28 protein-coding genes and 1 riboswitch are annotated in these 25,908 nt (G+C 50.1%); of the genes, 13 read left to right on the top strand and 15 right to left on the bottom strand.

The window, feature by feature from the left end; translation table 11 throughout:
* Positions 1–44 precede the first annotated feature (44 nt).
* The 4 genes from DET_RS00895 (at position 45) to DET_RS00880 (ending at position 2,897) form a co-directional block, all read left to right on the top strand.
* Complete coding sequence (locus DET_RS00895) at positions 45–938, top strand: DMT family transporter (RefSeq protein ID WP_010935957.1); 894 nt, start codon at positions 45–47, stop codon at positions 936–938.
* Positions 935–1,657: a M48 family metallopeptidase gene (locus DET_RS00890; RefSeq protein WP_010935956.1), complete on the top strand. Its 723-nt coding sequence runs from the start codon at positions 935–937 to the stop codon at positions 1,655–1,657. The genes DET_RS00895 and DET_RS00890 overlap by 4 nt, the downstream gene beginning before the upstream one ends.
* Before the next feature lie 139 nt (positions 1,658–1,796).
* Positions 1,797–2,057 (top strand): DUF5661 family protein, encoded by a 261-nt coding sequence (locus DET_RS00885; RefSeq protein ID WP_010935955.1) that lies wholly within the window; start codon positions 1,797–1,799, stop codon positions 2,055–2,057.
* A gap of 6 nt (positions 2,058–2,063) precedes the next feature.
* Positions 2,064–2,897 (top strand): alpha/beta hydrolase, encoded by an 834-nt coding sequence (locus DET_RS00880; protein WP_010935954.1) that lies wholly within the window; start codon positions 2,064–2,066, stop codon positions 2,895–2,897.
* 105 nt (positions 2,898–3,002) lie between these two features.
* Here the strand turns inward: DET_RS00880 and DET_RS00870 are convergent, their stop codons facing one another.
* From DET_RS00870 to DET_RS00850, 4 genes are read right to left on the bottom strand one after another with little or no spacing between them, the layout of a single operon-like run.
* On the bottom strand, positions 3,003–3,506 hold the full coding sequence (locus DET_RS00870) for a hypothetical protein (protein ID WP_010935953.1): 504 nt from the start codon (positions 3,504–3,506) through the stop codon (positions 3,003–3,005).
* 40 nt (positions 3,507–3,546) lie between these two features.
* Complete coding sequence (locus tag DET_RS00865) at positions 3,547–5,268, bottom strand: NADH-dependent [FeFe] hydrogenase, group A6 (protein WP_010935952.1); 1,722 nt, start codon at positions 5,266–5,268, stop codon at positions 3,547–3,549.
* Complete coding sequence (locus DET_RS00855; protein WP_010935951.1) at positions 5,256–6,509, bottom strand: complex I 51 kDa subunit family protein; 1,254 nt, start codon at positions 6,507–6,509, stop codon at positions 5,256–5,258. Before DET_RS00855 ends, DET_RS00865 begins: the two co-directional genes overlap by 13 nt.
* A 1-nt stretch (position 6,510) precedes the next feature.
* Positions 6,511–6,978, bottom strand: coding sequence for a complex I 24 kDa subunit family protein (locus DET_RS00850; RefSeq protein ID WP_010935950.1), 468 nt, complete (start codon positions 6,976–6,978; stop codon positions 6,511–6,513).
* A gap of 312 nt (positions 6,979–7,290) precedes the next feature.
* On the opposite strand from DET_RS00850, the gene DET_RS00845 reads away from it, so the two are divergent.
* Positions 7,291–7,845 (top strand): GNAT family N-acetyltransferase, encoded by a 555-nt coding sequence (locus tag DET_RS00845; RefSeq protein ID WP_010935949.1) that lies wholly within the window; start codon positions 7,291–7,293, stop codon positions 7,843–7,845.
* Positions 7,846–7,898: 53 nt separating this feature from the next.
* On the opposite strand, the gene DET_RS00840 is transcribed toward DET_RS00845, so the two are convergent.
* The 9 genes from DET_RS00840 to DET_RS00775 all read right to left on the bottom strand — a co-directional run bounded on the left by DET_RS00840 (position 7,899) and on the right by DET_RS00775 (position 15,497).
* Complete coding sequence (locus DET_RS00840) at positions 7,899–8,318, bottom strand: low molecular weight phosphatase family protein (RefSeq protein WP_041223297.1); 420 nt, start codon at positions 8,316–8,318, stop codon at positions 7,899–7,901.
* Between the two features lies 1 nt (position 8,319).
* Positions 8,320–8,985, bottom strand: a complete 666-nt coding sequence (gene phoU / locus DET_RS00835) for a phosphate signaling complex protein PhoU (protein ID WP_010935947.1) — start codon at positions 8,983–8,985, stop codon at positions 8,320–8,322.
* 12 nt (positions 8,986–8,997) lie between these two features.
* On the bottom strand, positions 8,998–9,753 hold the full coding sequence (pstB, locus tag DET_RS00820; RefSeq protein WP_010935946.1) for a phosphate ABC transporter ATP-binding protein PstB: 756 nt from the start codon (positions 9,751–9,753) through the stop codon (positions 8,998–9,000).
* Positions 9,754–10,605, bottom strand: a complete 852-nt coding sequence (gene pstA, locus DET_RS00810) for a phosphate ABC transporter permease PstA (RefSeq protein WP_010935945.1) — start codon at positions 10,603–10,605, stop codon at positions 9,754–9,756.
* A complete protein-coding gene (gene pstC / locus DET_RS00805; protein ID WP_010935944.1) occupies positions 10,598–11,458 on the bottom strand; it encodes a phosphate ABC transporter permease subunit PstC in 861 nt (286 codons plus the stop codon). Before pstC ends, pstA begins: the two co-directional genes overlap by 8 nt.
* A 74-nt stretch (positions 11,459–11,532) precedes the next feature.
* On the bottom strand, positions 11,533–12,369 hold the full coding sequence (locus DET_RS00795; RefSeq protein WP_010935943.1) for a phosphate ABC transporter substrate-binding protein: 837 nt from the start codon (positions 12,367–12,369) through the stop codon (positions 11,533–11,535).
* Between the two features lie 70 nt (positions 12,370–12,439).
* Entirely contained in the window at positions 12,440–12,874 is a 435-nt protein-coding gene (locus DET_RS00790; protein WP_010935942.1) for a methylglyoxal synthase, read from the bottom strand.
* Between the two features lie 182 nt (positions 12,875–13,056).
* Complete coding sequence (locus tag DET_RS00780) at positions 13,057–14,802, bottom strand: ATP-binding protein (protein WP_010935941.1); 1,746 nt, start codon at positions 14,800–14,802, stop codon at positions 13,057–13,059.
* Positions 14,803–14,804: 2 nt separating this feature from the next.
* The gene (locus DET_RS00775; RefSeq protein ID WP_010935940.1) at positions 14,805–15,497 is read right to left on the bottom strand and encodes a response regulator transcription factor; all 693 of its coding nucleotides are present in this window, start codon (positions 15,495–15,497) and stop codon (positions 14,805–14,807) included.
* Positions 15,498–15,629: 132 nt separating this feature from the next.
* On the opposite strand from DET_RS00775, the gene DET_RS00770 reads away from it, so the two are divergent.
* From DET_RS00770 to DET_RS00735, 8 genes are all read left to right on the top strand, one after another.
* Positions 15,630–16,049, top strand: coding sequence for a type IV pilin protein (locus DET_RS00770; RefSeq protein WP_010935939.1), 420 nt, complete (start codon positions 15,630–15,632; stop codon positions 16,047–16,049).
* A gap of 73 nt (positions 16,050–16,122) precedes the next feature.
* The gene (locus tag DET_RS00765; RefSeq protein WP_010935938.1) at positions 16,123–16,335 is read left to right on the top strand and encodes a hypothetical protein; all 213 of its coding nucleotides are present in this window, start codon (positions 16,123–16,125) and stop codon (positions 16,333–16,335) included.
* A gap of 230 nt (positions 16,336–16,565) precedes the next feature.
* Positions 16,566–17,138, top strand: a complete 573-nt coding sequence (locus DET_RS00760; RefSeq protein ID WP_010935937.1) for a rhomboid family intramembrane serine protease — start codon at positions 16,566–16,568, stop codon at positions 17,136–17,138.
* A gap of 144 nt (positions 17,139–17,282) precedes the next feature.
* Entirely contained in the window at positions 17,283–17,675 is a 393-nt protein-coding gene (locus DET_RS00755) for a response regulator (protein WP_010935936.1), read from the top strand.
* 86 nt (positions 17,676–17,761) lie between these two features.
* Positions 17,762–18,133 carry a response regulator transcription factor gene (locus DET_RS00750; protein WP_010935935.1) on the top strand — a complete coding sequence of 124 codons (372 nt, stop codon included), beginning with the start codon at positions 17,762–17,764 and terminating at the stop codon, positions 18,131–18,133.
* Positions 18,126–18,542 (top strand): secondary thiamine-phosphate synthase enzyme YjbQ, encoded by a 417-nt coding sequence (locus DET_RS00745; protein WP_010935934.1) that lies wholly within the window; start codon positions 18,126–18,128, stop codon positions 18,540–18,542. Before DET_RS00750 ends, DET_RS00745 begins: the two co-directional genes overlap by 8 nt.
* Before the next feature lie 39 nt (positions 18,543–18,581).
* Entirely contained in the window at positions 18,582–19,973 is a 1,392-nt protein-coding gene (locus DET_RS00740) for a cobyrinate a,c-diamide synthase (protein ID WP_010935933.1), read from the top strand.
* Between the two features lie 80 nt (positions 19,974–20,053).
* Complete coding sequence (locus tag DET_RS00735) at positions 20,054–23,239, top strand: PAS domain S-box protein (RefSeq protein ID WP_010935932.1); 3,186 nt, start codon at positions 20,054–20,056, stop codon at positions 23,237–23,239.
* Positions 23,240–23,369: 130 nt separating this feature from the next.
* On the opposite strand, the gene trpD is transcribed toward DET_RS00735, so the two are convergent.
* Positions 23,370–24,494, bottom strand: a complete 1,125-nt coding sequence (trpD, locus tag DET_RS00730; RefSeq protein WP_010935931.1) for an anthranilate phosphoribosyltransferase — start codon at positions 24,492–24,494, stop codon at positions 23,370–23,372.
* Positions 24,495–24,514: 20 nt separating this feature from the next.
* Complete coding sequence (locus DET_RS00725) at positions 24,515–25,540, bottom strand: zinc-dependent dehydrogenase (protein WP_010935930.1); 1,026 nt, start codon at positions 25,538–25,540, stop codon at positions 24,515–24,517.
* A gap of 108 nt (positions 25,541–25,648) precedes the next feature.
* A riboswitch (cobalamin riboswitch) is annotated at positions 25,649–25,841 on the bottom strand.
* Between the last annotated feature and the right edge of the window lie 67 nt (positions 25,842–25,908).

Below are 25,908 nucleotides of genomic sequence, written 5' to 3'. Positions count from 1 at the left end.
AAACTGGTATTTTTCAAAGAATTAGGGTATGCTAAGTCCTTCACATGAAAGCGAAAACGTATCTCCTGTTGCTTCTTGGGGTATTTGGCATTGCTGCAGCTTCGGTCTTCACCCGTTTGGCAGACGCTCCGCCTATTATAATCACCAGCTTGCGTATGCTTGCGGCCACTTGTCTGCTCCTGCCGTTTGCCGCAAAGCCGGTATATCTGGCTATAAAACGCCTTTCCCGGCGAAACCTGCTTCTTATAATCCTGGCCGGTTTTCTGGTGGGCATTGACCAGCTGTTCTGGGTGAGTTCGCTGGAATACACCTCTATTGCCAGCTCGGTTATTCTGGTGACCGCCCACCCGGTGCTGGTAGCCATTATGTCCTATGTGATGTGGAGAGAGAAACTCAGCCCGAAGGCTATCGGGGGGGTACTGTCAGCCTTCGGCGGCATGGCCCTTATAAATCTGGCTACTAGCCAGGTGGGTGAACAGGCATTTTTGGGCAATATGCTGGCTCTGGCAGCCACCATACCCACCACCGGTTATCTGATTATAGGCCGCCAAATGCGCAGCCATATAGATTTCCTGCCCTATATAACCCTGCTTTACGGCAGTGCCGCAATTACCCTGCTGGCGGGGGCATTTCTAAGTGGGGAAAGTTTCAGCGGATATACCAGCACTACCTACCTGATGATTTTCCTGCTGGCAGTAGTTTCCCAGCTGGTAGGCCATTCTTGCCTGAATATGGCACTCAGGCTGGTATCCGCACTGGTAGTTTCGGTAGCCATACTGGGTGAGCCGGTAGGCGCTATTATACTGGGATATATTTTCCTGGGTGAAGGCCTTACTCTTAATGAATTTCTGGGGGGCATGCTGGTACTGGCCGGCATATTTATTGTTATGTTAAATCAGCCCCGCACCAAAAAAATGGAGGCTGAGACACCGCGTTGAGTCCACGCAATATTTATTCCCGCCCTGAGGTTATCGGTAAAAAAAGCATAGTCCTGGAAGGTAAAGAGGTCCACTATACCCTGCGGAAAAGCCGTTTTTCAGACCTTATCCGCCTGGCAATACGTTCCACCACCGGACTGGTAGTTACCGTCCCCCATCACTATAACATGAGCGGTCTGGATGATATCCTGCTGAAACGCTCAAGTTGGATTTTGAAACATCAGACCAAAATGAACGCCAACCGCTTTATACTTGAGGATGGATTGCATGACGGACAGCAAGTCCCCTATCTGGGCAAGCTCTATACCCTGCGGATAAGGGAAGGCGGGGAAAGAGGCCACGTAAGTTTGGAGAGAAGCAATCTTCACCTGCTTAGCGGCGGCAAAGGTGCGGCTGAAGTGATGGAGAAGTGGTATCGCCACCAGGCTGCCGAGGCAGTTAAAGCCAGCCTTGAAAAAAATGCCGCTCAAATGGGGTTAAGTTTTGGCAAGCTGTCCATACGCGCCCAAAAAACCCGCTGGGGCAGCTGCACCTCACGGGGTGACCTTAGTTTTAACTGGAAGCTGGTAACCATGCCGCCATCCCTTATGGACTATGTCATAATTCACGAACTTGCCCACCGGCTGGAAATGAACCATACGGATAGATTCTGGGCAGTAGTGGAAAAGTACTGTCCCAACTGGAAAACCCTGCGCAAACAGCTGAAAACCTACGAATAAAATACCCCCAGCCACCCACCCGGTAAAGATTATTTCTGCCCCGCTGAGCCTTTGCCATTTTAGGTGGTAAAACAGGTTGACATATTTTCAGTTTACCTTCAGAATAGCTTTAAGATTATGCAGGGGAGGAAACTGGAAAATGTCTAAAAAAAGTTTTTCAAGCGATGAAGCCGAAGCAGTGGCCGAAATACTGGGCATCACCTTTGAGAAGTTTGATATAGAACAGTTCCGCATGGGCATGGACGTAGAGCTGGAACACGGCACCAGAGACCCCAAGACCAATGTCACCAATGATGACCCGGTAATGACCGGTAAAATAGCCCTGGCTCACCTGAATGAAATAGAAGATTATTATACCCGTCTGTCCAAAATGGAAGCTGAAGCAGGAGTGGAAGACTAAAGCAAGATGAGGTTTACAGAAGGGCATTTTAAAGGCTGTCAGGACTACAATTGCTACTATCAGGCCTTACTGCCAAACGGCAGCCCCAAGGCCATTGTACTGGTGGTACACGGCCTGGGAGAGCATTCCGGCCGTTACAGTGAGCTGGCCCATTATCTGGCAGACCGCAGTTATGCCGTTTATGCTTATGACCATTTCGGTCACGGCAAAACAGACGGCAAAGCCGGTTATGTATCCAGTTACGATGTATATATTTATGACCTTATCAGCGCTTTTAGCATGGTGCAGGCCAAACATCCCACTTCCAAAATATTCATCTTCGGCCACAGCATGGGCGGCCTGGTTACCGCAGCCTATGCCAGCAAGCACCAGTATGACGCCAGCGGCCTTATCTTTTCCAGCATAGCCCTCAAGCCGTATACCGGTATGCCGGGCATTTTAAATCAGCTGGTTAAACCCATTTCCAAAATAGCCCCCATGCTGGGAATACGTAAAATTGACGCCGCTACTATCAGCCATAATAAAGAAATAGTTAAGGCTTATGATGAAGACCCGCTGGTGCTTCACCAGCGGATGAGCGCCCAAATGGCCGCCGAATTTCTGCGTATCTGCCAGGATTTGCCTGATTTTCTGAAGAATATCAGCCTGCCCAGTTTGATTATCCACGGTGAGGAAGACCACCTGGTAAGCATAAGCGGCAGCCGTGAGCTGGTCCAGAAAATAAGCTCCAAAGATAAGACCCTGATAACCTACCCCGGCATGTACCACGAGGTATTTAACGAGCCTGACTGCCCTCAGGTTTGGAATGACCTGTTTTTCTGGCTTGAAAACCATCTCTAAGCTCTGGCTGAGCCAAACGCCAAGCCGGCACCAGTTAACTATTATAAATACAAAAAGGGGGCTAAAAAGCCCCCTTTAGTTTTTGCACCAAATATTTCCTGAAAGCTATATCTTCTTGCCCAGACGCAGCGCGCCGTAAGCAATAACCGCACCCATCAGGGCGGTAAAGAGCTGGGTCAAACCCATCATTCCGGCAATCTTGTCTGCCACATTCTGCTCAATAAAGAGATTGAGAACAAGATTGAAAGTAGCCCAGAGGAAAGCAAACTTCAAAAAGGCAGCCACACCTGCACCCAGCCAGAAGCCCTTGCTGCGGAGTGCGTGAAAGCTGACCACCAGCAAAGCGTTACCGGCTATGATAAAGGGTACCATGGGAGCCATGACTATGGGCAAAAGACCGGTAGCCAAAGCAATGCTGCTGGAAATAAGGCCGATAGCCACTGCATTTTTCCAGCCCAGTATTACGGCGCTGATAAACAGAACCGCATTTACCAGCGAACCGGTCAGGTACTGATTACCTATCAGGGGAGCGGCGGTGGCCAGCCCCAGCATAACTAAAAAAGCAATAACAAGCTCTTTCCTAAGGCTGATACTCTGGATATTGAACATCTATTTTGTTCCTCCCGCGTATTGTTTTTATTACTTGCCCTTAAACTACCGGGCGACTGGTATATTCGGTATGCAGCAGTTTGTGAGAACGCTTGCCCAGCGGCTTCTCCAGATAGTCTTTATATATCTTCTCTACTGACGGGTTGTGGTGGGAACACCTCTTGGCCATGTTTCTGTCTTCTTCGTAAAGGGCTTCGCCGCGCTTTTTCTTGAGAGTGGAATCAAAGCGTATTGGCTGGCCGCCGCCGCCGACACAACCGCCGGGACAGGCCATGATTTCTATAAAGTGGTAGGGCGAAACACCCTCTTTTATCTCATCCAGCAGGTGACGGGCATTTCCCAGCCCGTGAGCCACCGCTACTTTAACCTCTAACCCGTCAATATTAACGCTGGCGGTCTTAATGCCTTCCAGACCGCGCACCGGTTCTATATCCAGGTTTTCCAGTTCGCGCCCGGTTATCAGGGTGTAGGCACTGCGGATAGCCGCTTCCATAACACCGCCGGTAGCCCCGAAGATAGTGGCGGCACCGGTATAAAGACCCAGCAAGTCTTCGGCAGGCTCTTCGTCCAGTGAAGCAAAATCCAGTCCGGCTTCTTTTATCATCCGGGCCAGCTCACGGGTAGTCAAGACATAATCCACGTCTTTAAAGCCGCTGTCATTCATTTCGGGACGCTGGCACTCAAATTTCTTGGCCGTACAGGGCATGACCGAAACATTGATAATATCCTTGGGGTCTATGCCGGATTTTTCGGCATAATAGGTCTTGCAGACCGCCCCGAACATTTGCTGGGGGGACTTGGCGGAGGAAACGTTGGGCGCAAGTTCAGGATAATAATGCTCCATAAACTTGACCCAGCCGGGGCAGCAGGAGGTTATCTGGGGAAGCACCCCGCCGTCCTTAACCCGTTCCACCAGTTCCGAACCCTCTTCCATAATGGTCAGGTCAGCGGTAAAGTTGGTATCAAATACGGCGTCAAAACCCAGACGCCTTAAAGCGGCATACATCTTTTTGGCAACCAGCGTACCTGCCGGCAAGCCCAGCTCTTCGCCCAGAGAAACCCTGACCGAAGGAGCTTCCTGAACAACCACGTGTTTAGTGGGGTCTGCTATAGCCGCCCAGACAGCATCCACCGCCGAGCGTTCCTTGATAGCACCCACCGGGCAGACCAGTATGCACTGGCCGCAGTTGGCACAGGCAACATTGCCCATACCCCTGTCCATGGAGGTTGCCACCATGGTATCCGGGCCTTTATTTATAAAACCGATGGCATTGACTGTTTGTATATCGTGGCAGACGCGGACACACCGGCCGCAGGCAATACATTTATTGGGGTCACGGATAATACTGGGGCTGGTACTGTCTATAGGCAGCACCCGCTTTTCGCTTTCTTCAAAGCGCAGCTTTTTAACTCCGCATTCAAACGCCAGACGCAGCAAATCACAGTTCTGGTTGCGCTCACAGTTAAAACAGTCCTGCGGGTGATTGGCCAGCAGGATTTCAAGTATGGTGCGGCGGGCGCGGCGTACTCTGGCGGAATGGGTATTAACCTTCATGCCTTCGGCTACCTTGCGTGAGCAGGACGTAGCCAGACGGGGTTCACCCTCTATTTCCACCACACATACCCGGCAGCCGCTGTAACTTTTCAGGCCTTCAAAATAACACAGGTGGGGGATATTGATATTGGCCTGCTTGGCGGCCTGCATAATAGTCGTACCTTCAGGTACGCTTATCTGCTTGTTGTCAATATTTAGCGTAACCATACGCCTTCCTCCTTACGCACCTGCGCCAAGAATTCACCCTTGAAGTTGCGAATGGCACTGGCAGCCACATTTAAGGCTACCTGTCCCAGACCGCAGGAAGCGGTATCTTTCATTACTTCGTGCAGTTCCAGCAGCCACTCCAGTTCGTTGCGGTTGCCCTGCCCGCGGGAAAAGCGGCTAAGGATTTCAGCCGCCCGGCGGGTGCCTTCACGGCAGATAGAGCACTTGCCGCAACCCTCTTCGTCAAAGAAGTGGGCTACGTTGGAAGCTACATTTACCATGCTGGTATCGGAGTTTATCACAATAACTGCACCTGACCCCAGCATAGTACCAGCCTTGGCCAGCGTCTTAAAGTCCAGATTGACGTCCATTTCGGTAAGCAGGCTGGAAGATATGCCCCCCGGCAAAACCGCCTTGAACTTGCCGTCTACGCCTCCCCCGGCCTCAAGCAAGTCCTTAAGGTTGGTTCCCAGCGGCATTTCAAAAACACCCGGCTCTTTCACGTTACCCGAAAGGCAGAAGAGCTTGGTGCCGGGATAGTCCGGATGGCCGATTGCAGCAAACCAGTCTGCCCCGTTATTTATAATGGCAGGCACATTGCAGAGAGTTTCTACGTTATTAACAGTGGTGGGTTTATCCATAAGCCCCACCTGCACCGGATACGGCGGGCGGGCGGCGGGAATACCTCTGTGCCCTTCAAGGGATTCAAAAAGGGCGGTTTCCTCACCGCAGATATAAGCACCGGCGCTCTTGTAAAACTGGATATCCAGCGAGAAATTGCTCCCCATGATATTCTGCCCCAGAAAACCGCGTTCGGTTGCCTGGTCTATGGCTTTCTGGAACAGCTCTATTTCTTCGGTATAAACCTCACGGGCATGGATAAAGCCCTGGGAAGTACCCACCGCATAAGCGGCAATAATAAAACCTTCCAGCACCATGTGGGGGTCGTTTTTAAGTATCAGCCGGTCTTTAAAAGTGCCCGGTTCACCCTCGCTGGCATTACAGACGATATATTTCGGATTAGCCTTTTCCTTGCGGGTAAGCTCCCACTTGAGCCCGGTAGGAAAGGCCGCTCCACCCCGACCCACCAGCTTTGAGCGTTTGACTTCGGCAATTACTTCGTCCGGAGTCATGGACAGGGCTTTTTTAAGGGCCTGGTAGCCGCCGTCAGCCATATATACATCAATATCAGCTGAGCTGGCGGTATTCAGATGACGGGTAATAATCTTAATGTCTTGCATTTTAGTAAGTCCTCAATTCGTCCAGGACTTCGGTTACCAGCTGAGCAGTCAGCTTTCCGTAAACCACCCCGTTTATTACCATAGCCGGTGACTGGTCACATAATCCCAAACAGGGGACCAGCTCCAGGGTAAAACGTTGGTCCAGAGTGGTTTGACCGGGTTCGATACCCAGATTATCCACCAGGGTATCCAGGATGTTTTCTGTACCGTTCAGGTAACAGGGCAGCGAATTACACAGGCGAATTACGTACTTTCCCTTTTGGTTGGTGGAGAGCAGGCTATAAAAGGTAATCATGCCGTAAATATCAATAGAGGGAATGCTTAAGCATTCCCTCAAATAATTTACAGCTTCATGGGGTATATAGCCACATTCTTCCTGAACCGCTTCCAAACATGGAAGGAGAGAGAGCCGAGAGCTTCCGCTCTGGGTAATGACGCCGTCTACTTTTTCTTTCCAGATACTTTCCATATTGAAGTAACTCCGGTTATTTTAATAGGGGGCGTAAAAGACCTTTAAATACTAGCATATAACGGCAAAAGATATCAAATTAGCAAATCAGAATAATAATTCCAGCTACAAACTGACAAAACAATAGGCAAGGGCTTGCCAATAAGCACCGTTTTCCCTTCGTAAGCAAGTTACCAAATGTACAGGTTATTGCCGTATAGAGTAAAGAAAGGTACTAATACTTTTTATATAATACCATAAAATTTAGGGCTTGGCTATCCCCAAATAACAATACCCCTGATATAATACAAAAAAATATTTCGGAATAATGACATGGTTCTTTACAAAACTACACTCCGCACACCCCGCCTGGTACTGAGGCCTTTTAGCCGGGCAGATGCGGATATGGTTGCCGAACTGGCAGGCGATGCCCTGATAGCTGACACTACCCTGAATATTCCCCACCCCTACCTGCCGGAAATGGCCGTAAAATGGATAAACAGCCAGCCCAAAAAACTGGCTGCCAATACCGAACAGCACTTTGCCGTAACTGAAAAAGACAGCGGATATCTGCTGGGTGCCTGCGGGCTGGTGTTCTGCTTTTCCCACCAGCGGGCCGAACTGGGCTACTGGATTGGCAGACCCTACTGGAACCAGGGCTATGCCACCGAAGCACTGCAAGCCCTGGTAAGATATGCCTTTTTAGATTTGAACCTGCACCGGCTGCAGGCTTATTATCTCACAAGAAACCCCGCTTCAGGCCGGGTAATGGCCAAAGCGGGGTTTAAACATGAAGGCAGCTTTCCCAAGCACCTGCTGAAAAACGGTGTTTTTGAAGACGTGGAATACTGCGGGCTGCTGCGCAATGATTATCTGCTATTTAGATAAACCACTTAATATCCGGAAGATACGGCAACTGCCGCCGCCAATACCCCGGACTGCTAAACTTGGTATTTTATACCAAGCTCATCCAGCAGTTTTTCCACCTTTTGGCGGATACTTCCCACTATCAGGCGGACTTCTGCCAGATTTTTACCCCGCGGGTCGGTTATGCCCCAATCTTCCTTGCCGTACAGATGCCCCGGGCAGGACAGAGTAACATCACACCCCATACTGATGACCCGGCTGGCACTATCCAGCATATCCTGACTTAGCATTTTGGGTTTGAGACCACCTGCATTTATACCGTAGTCTTCCTTAAGCACCGTCACCACTTCCGGGTTGAGAGCGGCCGAAGGTTCGGTACCAGCCGAAACCGCCAGAGCCTTACCCCCGGCCAGATGATTAAAGATAACTTCGGCGGCCTGAGAACGGCCGGCATTATGCAAACACACGAACAATATCTGTTTTTTATTTTCCATATTAGTACTTTGATGAACCAAACTCTTCAGATTTACCAGTAATCACAAAGAGTACCCTTTCGCAAATATTGGTAACCCGGTCCGCACTCCTTTCCAGATTATGGGCTGCCCAGATAAGGCGGGTTGCCCGGGAGATAGTATGGGGGTCTTCGGCCATAAAAACCAGCAGTTCCCGGAAAATCTGGTTATACAGGCCGTCTACTTCGTCATCTTCGTCTATTACCCGCAAAGCTTCGGCGGAATCACGCCGGACAAAAGCCCCCAGCGCCCGGTTTAGCATTTCCTCTGTTTTGGAGGCCATGCGGGGCAGGTCAATGAGCGGCTTTAAAGGCGGCTCTTCACCCAGCATCAGGGCTATTTTAGCATTACCTTCGGCATGGTCGCCAATTCTTTCAAGGTCAACTATTATGTTAAGTACAGCTACTATTATCCTTAAGTCGCGGGCCATCGGCTGCTGGGTAGCCATAAGCTCTACGCTTTTTTCTTCTATCTCAAAGCGTTTTTGGTTAATAAGTTTGTCTTCTTCTATAACCTGTTTGGCCAGCTCCAAATCCCGCTCTTTCATAGACTGCATAGAGCGGTCAACAGCCTTGCCTACCATGCTACCCAAAAGGAGCATATCATCCTCAAGTTCCCTAAGGTGGCGGTCAAATCCCATTCGCGGCATAATAACTCTCCTCTAACCGAACCGGCCGGTAATATAGTCTTCGGTGCGTTTGTCCTTGGGACGGGAAAAAATCTCACCGGTACGCCCGTATTCAATCAGGTCACCCGTCAGCAGAAAGCCTGTCCAGTCTGAAGCACGGGCGGCTTGCTGCATATTGTGGGTGACTATAGCTATAGTATAGTTCTGTTTCAGTTCCTGCATCAATTCTTCAATCCGCATAGTGCTTACAGGGTCAAGGGCGGAACAGGGCTCATCCATCAGGATAACTTCCGGCTCTACCGCCAGCACTCTGGCAATACACAGCCTTTGCTGCTGGCCGCCGGAAAGGGCCATGCCTGATTTATGCAGGTTATCCTTAACCTCATCCCAGAGTGCCGCCTGATGCAGGCTTTTTTCCACTATCTCATTCAAACGGGACTGGGCAGTAATACCCAGCATCCGCGGACCGAAAGCCACATTGTCAAAAATGCTTTTGGGAAAGGGATTTGGCTGCTGAAAGACCATACCTACCCGCTTGCGGAGATTGACCACGTCCAGGTTGGGGGAATAAACATTTTCATTATCCAGCAGTACCTCACCCTCCAGCCTGGCCCCGCTGACCAGGTCATTCATCCGGTTAAGGGCGCGTAAAAGGGTACTTTTGCCGCATCCCGAAGGGCCGATAATGGCGGTTATCTGGCGGTCAGGGAAATCCATATTTATATTTTTAAGTACCTGGTGGCGGTGATAGAAAAAATTGACACCGCGGATTTTGATTTTAGGTTCCATTTAAACTCCTCCGCAGATGCGTTTCTGGAAACGCCGGGAAATAAAATTGGTCAGTCCGTTTAAGCCTACAATAATCACTATTAAAACTGCGGCTGTCGCCATAGCTTTATCCATAGCGTTGGTTTCGGTAGCCAGATAAAAGACATGCAGTGCCAGTGAGCGCCCGCCTGAAAGAAGTGACTCCGGCATAGCGGCACTCCCGCCCATAGTCACGTACAGACAGGCGGTCTCACCCAATGCCCGTCCGGCACACAGAATTACCCCGGTTGCAATACCAGGCAAAGCCGCCGGCAGTATTACATGGGTCACCGCCTGCCACTTGGTAGCCCCCAGAGCCATAGCCCCTGCCCGGTAAGAGCGGGGGACAGCCTTTAAGGCTTCTTCGGTAGCGGTAATAAGCACCGGCAGCAGCAGACAGGCCAGGGTAAGAGCGCCCGAAAGTATGGAAAAGCGGAAATGAAGGGCGGTCACAAACAGAGCAAACCCGAACAAACCAAACAGGATAGAAGGCACACCCGCCAGAGTTTGAACTCCATAACGTATAAACCGGGTCAGGCGGTTGTCCGGTGCATATTCCACCAGGTATATAGCCGCCCCGATACCCACCGGTACCAGTATCAGCAGGGTCAGCCCGACCAGATAAAGAGTAGTCACAATTGTAGAGGAAATACCCCCCTCTCCTGCCAGACCGCCAGCCGGCGGGGTAATCAGGAAATCCCAGGAGAAACCGGGCAGCCCACGTACAATAATATAACCTATGATAAGCAGCAGAACTAGCAAAGTAATAATGCCTGCCGCCCATAATATTGTAAATGCCACTTTCTGGGTACTGCGGGAGGAAAATTTAAGCATGTTGTTCACCCCGCTTCAGCGCCAGAGTGGCCAAACTATTTAGTATAAGTATCAAGATAAGGAGCACCAAACCGGTGGCAAAAAGGGCATTTTCATGCAGGCCTGCCGCATAATTTATCTCTACCGCAATATTGCCGGTCAGCGTTCTGGCCGGATCAAGGGGAGAAGTAGGAATAATAACCGCATTTCCTATGACCATAATCATAGCCATAGTTTCGCCGATGGCTCTGCCCATACCCAGCACTATGCTTGCCCCTACCCCTGAGCGGGCAGCCGGCAGCAGCATGTGCCAGATAGTCTGCCATTGGCTGGCACCCAGTGCCAAAGACCCATCCCGGTAAGTGCGGGGCACAGCCCGGAGGCTGTCTTCGGAGATGCTGATAATAGTGGGTAAGACCATGATTGAAAGCACCAGCACTGCCGCCAGTACGGAATAGCCCGTACCCCCCAGATTTCTAATGGCCGGTACAATTACCATTATACCTACCAGACCATAAACCACAGAGGGAATACCCACCAGCAGCTCAACTGCCGGACGAAGCAAATTACGCACCCTTTGGGGGGCAACCTCTGCCAGCAAAATAGCACAGGCAATACCCAGCGGCACTGCAATCACCATTGACCCCAGAGTAACCAGCAGAGAACCCACTATCATGGATAATATGCCGTATTCGTCATAGGTGGGGCTCCAGCTCTGTCCGAACAGGAAATCAAAGGGGTTTACTGCGCTGAATAAGGGCAGCCCCCCCTGAATGATAAATACCGCAATAGCCAGCAGTACCAGTATGGAGACAAGGGCGGTAATAAGAACCCCGTATTTGGCTAATTTATCAGTAAAATATCTCGGCAACATTTCCCTTTAAACCAGTCCGGGCAGAGATTTTTGGTCTCTGCCCATTGTGATTACCTAATTTACCCGACCCGGGCTTAGTTTACAGATAAGTAACCTTCTTCAGTTATTATCTGCTGGACTGCATCGCTCATACAGTAGTCCAGGAAGGCCTGTACCAGTTCGCTGGGAGTGCCTTTGGTCAGGAAGTAGAGCGGGCGGATAATGGGGTAAGTACCGTTTTTACCATTCTCGGAGGTAGCAGCTATACCGTTTATGCTCAAGGCTTTTACGCTTGAATCTATATAGCCGAAGGAGATAAAGCCTATGGCATCTTTGTCACCGGCTAGAGCGGTCTTAAGAGCGCCGTTGGAGTTCTGAAGGACTGCATTGGCTACAATCCGTACATCCTCACCCATTACCAGTTCCTCAAAGGCAGTCCGGGTGCCGGAGCCTTCTTCACGGGCCATTACATGGATTGCTTTGTCAGGGCCGCCTACCTGGCTCCAGTTGGTTATAACACCGGAGAAGATATCCCGTACCTGGTCTACGGTCAGATTAGCCACCGCAGTATTGTCAGGGTGAACTACGATGGCAATGCCGTCTTTGGCCAGGAGGTATTTGGTCAGGCCGGTCTCGGTGTCTTTTAGTTCGCGTGAGACAGCACCAATTTCTACCGTGCCGTCAGTTGCTGATTTAACACCTACTGAAGAACCGCCGCCGCCTATTACCACGTTAACATTCGGGTAAAGAACTTTGAAAGCGGCTGCCAGTTTTTCAGCCAGAGGCTGAACGGTGGTGGAACCGGCTTCGTTGATAGTTCCTGAGAGAGTGGGGGTGTTGTCATTATTATCATCGTTGTTGTCGGCTTCGTCATCGTTGCTGCATCCTGCCACGCCCAGTGCCAGCAGCATTACGGCGGTAACAGGCAGCATAATCTTTTTCTTGGTTACTAACTTGTTCAATTTTCCTTCCTTCTATGGTTATTTATTCTGTAAACCTGTATCAGCTGTTTAAACTATTTAAAAGCTGGCTCTTCAGCCTGTGCTCCTTAAGTTCCTCCGGATGCTCGAATATAAGGTGCAAAACAGCTTCAGCGGTAGATACGTTGGTAGCTAAGGGTACGTTATGTACGTCACACACGCGCATCAGGGCGGAAATGTCAGGTTCATGGGGCTGGGCGGTCAGGGGGTCACGAAGGAATATGATAGCCGTTACTACCCCGCTGGCTACCATGGCACCAATCTGCTGGTCACCTCCCAGAGGGCCGCTTTGGAGTAAATTTACATTCAGATCAGTGCTGGCCTGAATGAGCTTACCGGTGGTGCGGGTGGCTACCAGATTAAGACCTGCCAAGTCGGTTTCGTGCTTCTTTACCAGGTCTACTATTTCCTGCTTCTTGTTATCATGGGCTACCAGAGCCAAAGTTATTCTTTCCATTATATTCACCTCCTTTCTTGTTTCTTTTCCTCTTTCCTTATTCACATTATCAGTTTAAATCTCCAAGATTAAGGCTATATAAAGGATTTGTTAAGGTTATGTAAAAATCTTGAAATACCGGAATAATAAAAAAACCAGCCCTGATAGAGCTGGTTTATAAACTAACGGGTGTAAGAAAATACTCAGCCAAGCGGCAGGCTGAAACTGAAGGTTGCCCCCTTGCCGTAGCGGCTTTCTGCCCAGATGTTCCCGCCGTGTGCCTGCACTATATGCTTGGAAATAGCCAGTCCCAAACCTGTACCGCCGCCGGAACGGGCTTTATCCACTTTGTAAAAACGCTCAAATACTCTGGTCAAATCATCTTCGGGTATACCTATGCCGCTGTCAGATACATATACTACCAGTATCTGCCCCTGGGTGCGGGCACCAATCTTTATCCGGCCGCCCTTGGGGGTAAACTTGATGGCATTATGCACCAGATTTACCAGCACTTGTTCAATCCGGTTTTCGTCCAGCTTTACCTGCGGCAGGGTTTCGGGCAGTTCTACCCCAAGGCTTATACCTGCCCGTTCCGCCTGGGGGCTAAGCCTGGCGGCTGCCAGTTTTATAGCTGTGGAAATATCTCCCGGCTGGAGGTTTAAAACCGCCTGGCCGCTTTCTATAGCGGAAAGGTCACTCAGTTCGGTAACCAGCTGGGCCAGTTTATCTACCTCAAGGTGGATTTTTTCAATAAACCCGGCCGCAACCGCAGCATCAGATGCCGCCCCCTCCTGCAAGGTTTCAGTCAGCAGTTTCAGGGAACTGATAGGGGTGCGTAATTCGTGGGAAATATTGGCTACAAAATCCCGCCTTACCTTCTCCAGCCGCCGAAGCTCTGAAAGGTCCTGCACCAGCACCAGATAACCGGACTGGCTGACCAGCGGGGTAGCAATAATACCCAGAAAACGCCTGCCGGAGGCAAGCTCTACAAAACCCATCTCCTGCTTGCCGGAGGATTTGGAATGCTCAAAAATAGAGTGGATTTCATGGTCACGTATTGCTTCCACAAAGCTGTGGCCTATTACATGTTCGGCTTCCAGTTTAAATATCCGCTCGGCAGCCGGGTTTAAAAGGCTTATAGTGCCTTCGCAGTCCAGCAGGAAAATGCCGTCACCCATGCGTTCCAGTACCGCTGACAGGCGGTCACGCTCGGAGCTGACTGCATTTATGCTGTCACGCAGGCGTTCCGTCATCAGGCGGAAGGCATGGGCCAGTTCTTCCATTTCACCTTTGCCGCTTACCTCTATCTGAACGGCATCCATCTGCCCCCGGGCAATACGCCGGGCAATAGCGGTGAGTTCCTTAATCGGGCGGGTCAGGCTGGCCGCTACCCAAACTGCTAAAAGCCCGGCCGCCAGTATGCTTATTAAGGCACTCAGCAAAATAGTCCGGTCTACATCCCCCACCGCCGCGTATACTTCTTCTACCGGCAAGGCCACCCGCACTACCGCCAGTACCTCTGTCCCGCTTTTAACCGGGATAGCCACGTACAGCATTTCATATCCCAGACTGGCAGACTGATGAACACTGGTGCCAAGGCCGTTTTTTAAAGCATCAATAAACTCAACTCTGGTAGAGTGATTCTCCATGTCCGAGGGTGACTGGAGTGAATCTGCCAGCACCTGACCGCCGGGGTCTATAACAGTCAGCCGTATATCCAGCGAGGCTCCCAGTTCCTTAATATAAGCATCAAAACTGTCCGGGTCTTCAGAAATATGCTCCGGCACTATCTCTGAAAGCAGCGTGGCTTCCTGAACAAGGCGGGACTGCAAATTGTCCAGATAAGAGTTCTCCAGATGATTGGACAGGAAAATGCTGAGCAGACCCACGCTAGCGGCAATAAGCAGGCAAAACAGGCTTATTAAACGCCATTTAAGGCTTCTGGCCATATTTACTCCTCAAACTTATAGCCGGTTCCCCGCACTGTTATCAGGTGGCGGGGACGGGACGGGTCAGTCTCTATTTTCTGGCGCAGCCAGCTGATATGTACATCAACCGTGCGGGTACCGCCCGGATAATCATAACCCCAAACCTTTTCCAGCAGCTGTTCGCGGCTGAAAACCCGGCACCGGTTCTGAACCATAAAACTCAGCAGGTCAAACTCCTTCGGGGAAAAGTCTAAAGCCTCCCCGTCCCGCATGACCAGATGACGTTCAAAAAATATTTCCAGATTATCTATTTTCAGGCCGCTCACAGGCTCTGGCTGGGAGTTCTGCATCTGACTGCGGCGGAGGAGTGCCCTCATTCTGGCCAGCAGTTCCTTCATGCCAAAGGGTTTGGACAGATAATCATCCGCCCCCACTTCCAGCCCGTTTACTTTATCTGTTTCGCTTGAACGGGCGGTCAGCATAAGTATGGGCACGCTGCTCTCAGCGCGGATAAGGCGGCAAAGTTCAAAGCCGTCCATGCCCGGCAGCATTACGTCCAGTATAACCAAAGACGGCTTAAACCGGCGGTACATACCAAGCGCCTTAAGCCCGTCTTCAGCACATTCCAGCTGGTATCCCTCCTTGGCAAGGTTGTAACACAAAAGCTCACGCAAGGTGGCGTCATCTTCAACTACCAGTATTTTATGCTCAGGCATGGCTAAAGTATAAAGCCAGAGACTATTTTCAGCAAGACAGGCATTTCATCAGACAGGTATTGAAAATGTTTACCCGGTTTTAGTACTATTGGCTATATAAATGTGCACAGTTGCCGTCATAAGGGGGAATTTATGAAAATACCCGGGAATATTTTTAAACGTGAACACGGATTTACCCTGATTGAAATACTGGTAGTTGTGGCTATACTGGGGGTGCTGGCCGGAGTGGTAATACCCAATGTAGTAAAATTTATGCACGAGGGTAAGGTAGAATCTGCCAATACCGAACTGGCAAATGTCCGTCTGGCCGTCCTGTCAGCTATGGTGGATGCGGAAATAAACACCCTGAATGACGGCGGGACAGTCGGCTCCGGCCATACCTCAAATGTCAGCTACGGCTCACCTTCGGTAAGCTTGGCAGTTCATAATTTTGTTATGGGTGAAGTAATAGGTATTTATACCCTGAATGAAAAAGGCCTGATAGTAAGCGCCCTGATGCCTGAAGGCAGTGACTGGGCAAACCTTACCTTTGTAAATGGTGCCTGGCAGTAAAACCGCCTTCTTTCAAAAGAGTATCTACAAAATAGTTGACAGCTTATACCTACCTTAATGGTAATATAATAGTATGCAGATACCAGAGGCAAGATGTACCAGGTGCGGGGGGCATTATCACGGCTGGGCACTTTTAAATGCCCGCCATCAAACCTGTGCCCAGTGCGGCGGCAAACTGGAAATAATTACCGAAGGTGAAATAATACAGGGTTATTCACCTTTCTCCGCCGAAGAAGTAAACTTAAAAGCCCCCAAACAGACACCCTCTAAAAAAACCACTTCCTGAAGCCCGGACCTGCTGCCTCAGGGCTCTGGAAAGTATTAGTTTTGTCTGCCCGCTGATAAGGGCATTTTAGCTAGTGCCATATTTGCTTAACAGCGGCATCCGGCTCACCCAAGAGGCCTTAGCGTAATTTCAGCTGATAAATACCTTCCGGCCAAACTTTCGTTTCAGCTCTCCCCGTCTGTTGCCAAAAATTTGACACGCCTTGGATAAAACTGTCAGAATGACTCCATATGAGATATTCCAACTACCGCAACCAGCCGGATATCATACTCCTGATAATAATAACCTGTGTGGTGGTATTCTTCGGGGTTAATTTTGCTCCCCAAATCGGGCCGTACCTGGCACTTCAGCCGGCAACCGCCCTAAGCCACCCCTGGACTATTTTAACCAGCCTGTTTGTCCATGCAAACCTGTGGCATCTTTTCGCCAACATGCTTACCCTGTATTTCTTCGGCAATGCCCTGCTCCAGATGGTAAGTCAGCGCAGCTGGCTAATCATATTTTTCGGGGGCGGTCTGGCGGGCAGTTTGCTGTTCATACTCCTCAACGCCGGCTCTTACGGGTATGTCATAGGTGCTTCCGGGGCGGTTTTTGCACTTGGCGGCGCTCTGGCCGTACTCCGCCCGAACTCCAAGGTTATGGTTTTCCCCCTGCCCATACCTATCCCCCTCTGGATTGCAGTTTTGGGCAGTTTTGCTATCCTGTCCTTCCTGCCTTCAGTTGCCTGGCAGGGTCATTTGGGAGGGTTACTGGTGGGGCTTGCCTGCGGTTACCTTATCCAGCGCGGCAAGTTTAGATTCTAATCATTTTGACCTCATTTTTGCCTCATTAACACTTTTCTGTACCCCGCTATTGACAGCTGTCAACACTGTGATACAATATACCATTAGTATAAATAAATTACCCATTATAGCAATCCAAACTCACCTCCCGATAAGCAGGACTCTATGACTGATAAAAAATACCGGGTACTGGTAGTTGAAGACAAACCATCCATATGTCAGGTATGCCTTCGCACTTTGGAGAGTATGGGGCTTGATGTTACTATTGCCATAAACGGGCAGATAGGTCAGTCACTTATCCAGCAGGAAAAGTTTGACCTCTGCCTGGTAGATATCCGCACCCCTATTATAAACGGCAAAAACCTGTACACCTATGCGCTGAACTATTACCCGGAAACCGCCAAACGGATGGTATTCACTACCGGTGACCTCATGGACGAAAGCACCCAGGGTTTTCTGGATGCCACCGGCCAGCCGTTTTTACCCAAACCCTTCACCCCAAGTGACCTTAAGAAGATAGTCAGCGAAACTTTAGAAAAACTTAAGGCCCAAAACTAAGGTTTTTAAAACTTTACCTGTTTTCACCTACCATTGAATGTTATACTATTATTTATTATTACCTATGGTATCCTAGGGAGGCAGCCATGCCCAAAATGAAAATACTGATAGCTGATGATGAAGAGCATGTGCGGCAGCTTGTTTGCGGCATACTGGACAAAGACTATCAGATAGTTCAAGCCAAAAACGGCGAAGAGGCGGTAAAAGAATCCCGAGAGCAGGACTTTGACCTGATACTGATGGATATCATGATGCCCAAACTGGACGGGCTGGCCGCCTGCTGTATGCTCAAAGGTGATAAACAGACCAGTGCCATTCCTATTGTCATGCTGACCGGAGTGGGCTATGAACTGAACAAGAAACTCAGCCAGCAGCTGGGTGCTGACGGCTATATTACCAAACCCTTCAGCCCGCGGGAACTGCGAACCAAGATAAATGAGTTTATCAAGCGTGCCTGACTCCCTGCCCCTGTACCGCCTTGAAATACCCAGCCGCAGCCAGACCGAATTTATAGATATTACCAGCCGGATTAGTTCGCTTATAACCCAAAGCGGTGTTACCTCCGGCCTGTGCCAGGTATTTGTCCCCCACACAACCGCCGGGCTGACCATAAATGAAAATGCCGACCCTGATGTTATAACCGATATCAAAGCCCAGCTGGAACGGATAGTCCCGGCTGTTACTCCCTTCCTCCATTCGGAAGGCAACTCGGCCGCCCATGTAAAAACCAGCCTTATGGGCAGCAGCCTGAACCTGATTATAGAAGAAGGCAGACTTCTGCTGGGGACTTGGCAGGGTATTTACCTTGCAGAATTTGACGGCCCGCGCAGACGGACTGTATACATAAAAGTTCTCAAAGAAAACTAATCTTTACGCAAATCAATCCTGAGTGATATACTCTGCTGTATGAATTTTCCACGTATTGTCATAGCCGGTATTTCTTCAAGCAGCGGCAAGACTACCATAAGCAGCGGCATTACCGCTGCCCTTACAAAGCGCGGACATAAAGTAGCCGCCTACAAGTGCGGCCCTGACTATATAGACCCCGGATACCTGACTTTGGCCGCCGATAACCCCTGCCACAACCTTGACTCCTGGATGCTGGGCAAAGATGCCATGACCGAGGTGTTTTTCCACGGGCTGAAAAACAGGGAGATTGCCCTGGTGGAAGGCGTGATGGGGCTTTATGACGGATACAGCGGCGAACGCCCCGGGGGCTCTACCGCCGAAATTGCCAGATTACTCTCAGCCCCGGTTATACTGCTGCTTAATATCTCCCACATGGCTGAAAGCGCCGCCGCCATAGTGCTGGGCTATAAAAACCTGGACCCCAGGATAAATATTGCCGGGGTTATACTTAATCAGGCCGGCAGTCTGCGCCATTATGAAATCTGCCGCAAGGCAATTGAAAAATATACCTCTACCCCGGTAGTAGGCTATCTGCTGCGCAATAAAGAGCTGGCTATACCGGAACGCCACCTGGGGCTGAAAACCACCTCTGAAGGCGGCGAACTGGCAAGCTTTATCCAAAACTTAGCTGCCCATATTGAAAGTACCATAGATATTGACCGTATTCTGAATATTGCCCGGAATGCACCGCCCCTGCCCGAAAGACCATGCCCATATCTATTCCCCGAAACCCCTGCCCGGCCGGTTACCCGTATAGCCATAGCCAGGGACGAAGCCTTTAGTTTTTATTATCAGGCTAATCTGGATATGCTTTCAGACTGGGGGGCTGAACTCTGTTATTTCAGCCCGGTGCATGATACCTGTCTGCCTGAGAATATCGGCGGCATATACATAGGCGGCGGCTTTCCGGAAATAATGGCAGCAGAGCTTAGCGCCAACCAGGCCATGAAAACCGCCCTGACCAAAGCGGCCGAAGACGGTATGCCCATTTATGCCGAATGCGGCGGGCTGATGTATTTATCCGAAGCGATAGAAGACTTTGATAATAACAAATACTTGATGCTGGGGCTTCTGCCGGGCGTATCTGTCATGCAGAAAAAACTGCACCGTCTGGGCTATACCAGAGCCGCCGTCCAGAACGATAATATCCTTTCCGGCAAGGGGACTGAACTAAGGGGGCACATTTTCCACTGGTCAAAACTGCCCTCCCCCAAAACCAAACCAGCCTATACCCTGCTGGAGCCGGCTGAGTATGCCGGACAGAATGAGGGTTTTATTATAGGAAATAGTACTAATGTACTGGCCAGTTACCTGCATCTCCATTTCGGCACAAACCCGGACCTGGCTAAGAATTTTATTCGTGTTTCCAAAGGTTTTTATGCTATTTGACGCACACCTGATTTGTTTTGAATAATCCAAAAAGTTTTGTTTTAATATAATCTGGTAAACAGGAGGGGGAAAACAGGACAATGAAAAACCAGCAATCCCCCCCTCTTTTCAAAGATAAATATTTTACATACGTCACCGGCTTATCCGTACTGGTAATCATCTTAGGATTATACTCAGTCTTATCCCCGCAGGACTTCGTTCAAAATGCCAACTGGAAGCTTTTTGCCACTATGGTGGAGGCATCTACTACCATTATTATTATCGCCATTGCCACCTGGCGCTGGGGATTAAAAGTTTCCATAATCTGGGTCAGCAGCATCCTCATACCGGGTATGCTGCTGATGGTTGGAATGGACTTGTTTGAGCCGGTTATTTTCTTCGTTATGCTGCTAACTTTGGGTGCCGGCAGTCTGGTAGGGCTGATAATCAACAACCACCGGCGGGTAATAAGCCACGAAGAAGAACTCAACCAGATACTCTCCATGATACGGGATATAAACCACCATATCACCCATATAGACAACGAAGAAGAGCTGATGGAAAGGGTGTGCGAAAGACTGGTCTATGCCGGGCGGTATCAGGTAGCCTGGATAGGTTATGCAACCCCTGACCAGCAGACAGTTGAACCCCGCTATCACGCTGCCAGCGGACAGCCGTCCCAGCTTCCCGCCGGGGAGTGCCCGGCACCGCATTGCCTCTACCTGCCCGGAGAACCTATCCAGCAGGCTATAAAAAGCCGCAGCCTGATAGTAGTTCCAGACATCCAGACCTGCCCCGGTGATGATATCTGCTGTCAGCATTGCTGCAGCCTGCTTTGTTCGCCTATTGATTTCGGGGATGAACTGCTGGGGGTATTATGCGTTTATTCAAATAACCCGGACGTATTCGGCAGAGAAGAAATTTCCCTGCTGCGGGAGGTCTCCCAGGATATATCGCTGGGGGTGGAAAAAATACGCCACCGGCAAGAACTGGCCAGAACTGAAATCCGGCTGAAAGAAGAACGAGACAAAGCCCAGTTGTATTTGGATATTGCCGGGGTAATTATAGTTGTCTTAAGCGAAAACGAGATTGTTTTACAGATTAACAAGCGGGGCTGCGAAATACTGGGTTATGAATATCAGGAAATTGTGGGGCGCAACTGGTTTGAGAGTTTTGTGCCCGGTTACCGCCGTCTTATCAAACACTCCATGTACAAACAAATTATCTCAGGCAAAGCCGACCTGCCGGAACGCTATATGGATGTAGTCCTGACTAAAGACGGCCAGGAAAAGGTGATTTTGTGGCATTCCACGGCTATCCGCAGCCAGGACGGAAAACTTAATTCAATACTCTATTCGGGTGAAGACGTCACCGAGCTTAAACATATTGAAGAAGCTTTGCGTATGTCCGAGGAAAAGTACCACACCCTGTTTGAAACTATGGCCCAGGGGGCTATTTATATTGATGATAAGGGCATCATAATTGAAACCAACCCGGCCGCCAATACTATTTTCGGCAGGCATGAAAGCGAACTGCTGGGAACAAATATTGCCGACCCGGTCTGGACTTATGTGCAGGAAAACGGCTCAATAATGCCGCCGGAGGAAAACCCGGTAATAACTGCCCTGAAGACCGGCAAAGCGGTGCGGAATGTTTTTATGGGCATAAAGAATAACCTTTCCGGTGAGGTCCGCTGGGTCAACCTGTTTGCCCTGCCGCTGTTCCGCCTCAACCAGGAAAACTCGTACATGGTTTATACCACCTTCACAGATATAAGCCGTCTGAAAAATGCCCGTGATGCCCTTACCCGCAGTGAAAACCGCTACCGCTCTATATTTGAAACAGCCGCCAGCATTATTATTTCGTTTGACCAGAACGGTATTATAAATGACTGCAATATGCGTGTTCAGGAAATACTGGGCTATACTCCGGCCGAACTGGTGGGGATGAGCTTTCTGGAAATTGTGGAAGAACCCTTCCGCCATGAAGTCCGCAGGCATATTGCCAGCCTAAACCGCGGGGAAATTATTTATAACAAGGATTGCCGTATGCTCCACAAGGACGGCAAGTACCGGGATGTAATGGTAAACTGCTCTACCCTGCTTGATGAAAACGGCAGCGTAACGAATGCTATCTGCATTATCTCTGATATTACCGAACAGAAACAGACCCATAATGCCTTGATAGCCTCGGAAGAAAAAATCCGGGGAATGTTCAACGGGGTTAACGAAGGCATAATTGTCATGGATACCCAAGGCTATATTACCGAGGTCAACCAGACTATACTGAAAATGAATAACTACACCAGCAAAGACCAGATGATAGGCAGACACGGGCTGGAATTTATTGCCCCCAAAGACCGTGAAGAAGCCAGAGCCTATCTGGCCCAGGCAGACAGCCTGAATGAAGTACGCAATCTGGAACTTCTGTGTGTACGCCCGGACGGAACGGAATATTTCTGCCAGATAAGCGGAGCGGTACTGCGTGATTACTCAGGTGAAATCCAGGGCATAATAATACTCAGTGCGGATATTACCGAACACAAGAAACTGGAACAGCAGCTTATCATGACTGACCGCATGGCCTCAGTAGGCGAGCTGGCTTCCGGTCTGGCCCACGAGATAAACAACCCCCTTACCGGCATTGTCGGCTTCAGCGAACTTTTGCTGATGAATGAACTGGAAGAATCAATCAAAGAAGATGTCCAGACTATTCACCGCGAAGCCCTGCGGGCGGCTGAAGTAGTCCGCAATCTGCTCACTTTTGCCCGTCAGCAAACCCCTACCCGCGAAGCCGGTGATATAAACCTGAGCATTCAGAAGGTGCTTGAACTGCGCAAACATGACCACCGGATAAATAATATCCGCTGCATAACCGAACTGGACCCCGACCTGCCGCGGGTAATGCTGGACGTCTTCCAGATACAGCAGGTTTTAATAAATATTATTATCAACGCAGAGTTCTTCCTGCGCCTTAAGGAACACCCCCAGATAACCATAAAAACCAGCCGCCGCAAAGGTTATGCAGTAATCAGTATTTCAGATAACGGCCCCGGCATCAGCCCTGAAAACATCAAACGTATTTTTGACCCTTTCTTTACCACCAAAGAGGTCGGTAAGGGTACCGGACTGGGGCTTTCCATCTGCCATGGCATTATTGAGGAACACCATGGCAGAATATCAGCGGAAAGCACCCCCGGCAACGGGGCTACTTTCCGTATAGAACTGCCGTTTGCGGATATTAAACCGGCCTCAACCGCTGACAGCATCAGCCCAAGCACCGGTTAATCTTCTAATACGTATTAAACACGTATATTAAGTCATCCCGGGTTAAACCTCTCCCGCAAGCCAAGTGGGCTTGCAAAAACAGCACCGATTCACTCTAAGCCAGCTTTTAAATTTCCCCAAATAAATACCCTTAGCTGACCTTTGTTCCGTCCAGTTCAGCCAGCAGGCTGTCCAGCCGGGCAAGACCGGCTTGGGGGTTGGAATTCTGGGTCTGCACCCACTGCCGGAGCTTGGCAATAGCCGCACCGGAACGGATTATCTCCGCCGCTTTAGCATAACCCTGCTGAAGGCTGTCAGCCTCACCGGCTATATAAAAAACAGGAGCGGCATTCAGACAAACCGCGTTAAAAGCAGCCCCGTTTTCACCGCCAGAAAGAATACGGAGAAGCCGCAGGGTTTCGCGTTGTTTATCACCCGAAGTAAGAATATCCTCCGTCCGGCCGGGTTTTAAACCAAAATCTGCCGGAGACAAGCTGTAGTTAATAATCTGCCCGTCTTCGCCAAGCTCGGCAATGCGGCTTTCGCCCAAAACGGAAAGTTCATCCATTCCCCGGCCGCCGGGGGCAGAGCCGTAGATAACCAGGGCTTTTTTATAACCTATCTCACGCATCACCTCGGCCACCGGCTGCAATAGTTCGGCTGAATATACCCCCCTGACCGCATAACGGGGCAAAGCCGGGTTTGCCAGCGAACCGGCAATATTAAGGGTAGTCCCGAAACGTATCTGGGAAAGGATACGGAAAAGAGCCTGGGGGTGAACTTTGGCGCTCATGCCGTTAAAAATGCCTATACCCGCCGTTTCAATACTCCGCCTGACGGTCTCCACGTCTGTTTCCACGTCAACACCCAGTGATTCCAGCATATCAATAGTCCCTAAGCTGCCGGAAAGGGCTCTGGCACCGTGTTTTGCCAGTACCACCCCGCCCGCCGCCGCCACAATGGAAGCAGCCGTGCTGATGTTAAAGGTCTTCAGGCTGTCCATGCCCGTACCGCAGTTATCCACCAAAGGTTTATTTACCAAAGGCTTAACCCTTACCGTATCCTGCTCATATATAGCTTCCCAGACACCGGCTATCTCCGGTGCTGTTTCACCCTTGGCGGTTAGGGCGGCCATAAAGGCACCCTGCTGGAGGTCAGGCTGTTCATTCCGCATTATCTGGCAGAAACAGTCTTTTACTTCTTCACGGTTAAGATTTTCCTTTGAAATAAGGCGGCTTATGACAGCCCCGAAATTTTTTACCCTGTTTTCGTCCACTTTTGTTTCCCTCTTTTTTATTAAAATTTGATAATGGTTTTAAGGCCTTTTAGCTTTTCCACCCCCAGAAAAGCCTCCTCTATATCTGAAATACCCGTTACCCGGCTGATAAGCCTTTTTACAGGTATAATCCCATCCGTTATCAGGCTAAGCGCCCGGGTATTATCCGCTGGAGTAGAGCCGTAAGAGCCGCTCAAGGCCAGCTCCCGGTAATGGATAGTGTTGGCGTCCAGGCTGAATTCAGAACGGTCTTTAGGCAGACCGGAAAAGAAATTTATCCGCCCGCCGGGGCTCAAAACAGAGGGCAGCTCTCCCACTTCTACCCCCGAACTGGCAATCAAAATCACATCTACCCCCGCCCCCCCGGTCTGCTCAAAAACCCCCTGCCTGAGGCTGGTCTTTGCCAAATCTATCACCCCGTCAGGGCAGGCCAGTTCCGCCCCACACACCCTGTCAGGCAGGACTTCGGCCATAAGCACCTTTTCCGCCCCGTTATGCCGGGCGAGCATGGCCTGTAAAAGACCTAAAGGCCCAGCCCCCAGCACCAGCACCCGGTCTCCGTCCCCCACCCGGCTAACAGACTGGCTGTGGATACAGCTGGCAAGCGGCTCAGCCAGAGAGGCTTCTTCGTCTGAAACATTCTCAGGTATTATGTTAAGCCCGCCAGGCAGGCTTTCAGGGGGAAGTGCCATATATTCGGCCAAGCCCCCGTCATAATTAAAACCGATTATTTTCACCTGCCCGCACAAATTCTCCCTGCCCTGCAGGCAAAGCGGGCAGACCCCGCAGGCAATACCCGGATAAACCTGCACCCTGTCACCCGCCTTGAAATCAGGGTGTTCAGAGCAGGCTACCACAGCGGCTATTTCATGCCCCAGTATCCGGGGATACTTAAGGTCACGGTGTCCCCGCCGGAACATCTTTACGTCTGTGCCGCAGATTGCACAGCAGGCTACCTCCAAGAGCACACCACCCTTGGGGCAGGACGGAGTGTCCACCTCCGCCAGGCTAAGTTTAGCCGGTTCTTCCAGCAAGACCGCTTTCATATTTCCCCCCATAATAAAAAAATCCCCAAACCACCAAGGTTTGAGGATTAAAAAAAATAAAACCCCAAACCTTTCGGCTCAGGGATTTACCATTTCCCACGGCCATTTTCCGCGAAACTCTATACCGGCAGATATTCTGGCTTACGGCTCAACCTACTCACCGGGCCTTCCCGCTTCATTTTAATGAAACAGTGGCGTATTCCAGTTTTCGTCCCCGTATACAGCGGCGGGACCGCACCTGATTCTAACAGGCTTCCCTTTTAAGCTTTTGTTACAAAGCACCGGCAGACCATATTCAATTAGACTTGATTTTAATTAGTTATTTCTGTTTTGTCAATACTTATTTTAGCCGCATTTTGCCCAAAAAA

The organism is Dehalococcoides mccartyi 195 (assembly GCF_000011905.1).
Classification (GTDB): Bacteria; Chloroflexota; Dehalococcoidia; order Dehalococcoidales; family Dehalococcoidaceae; genus Dehalococcoides; species Dehalococcoides mccartyi.
This window is presented reverse-complemented; position numbering and strand designations above follow the sequence as displayed.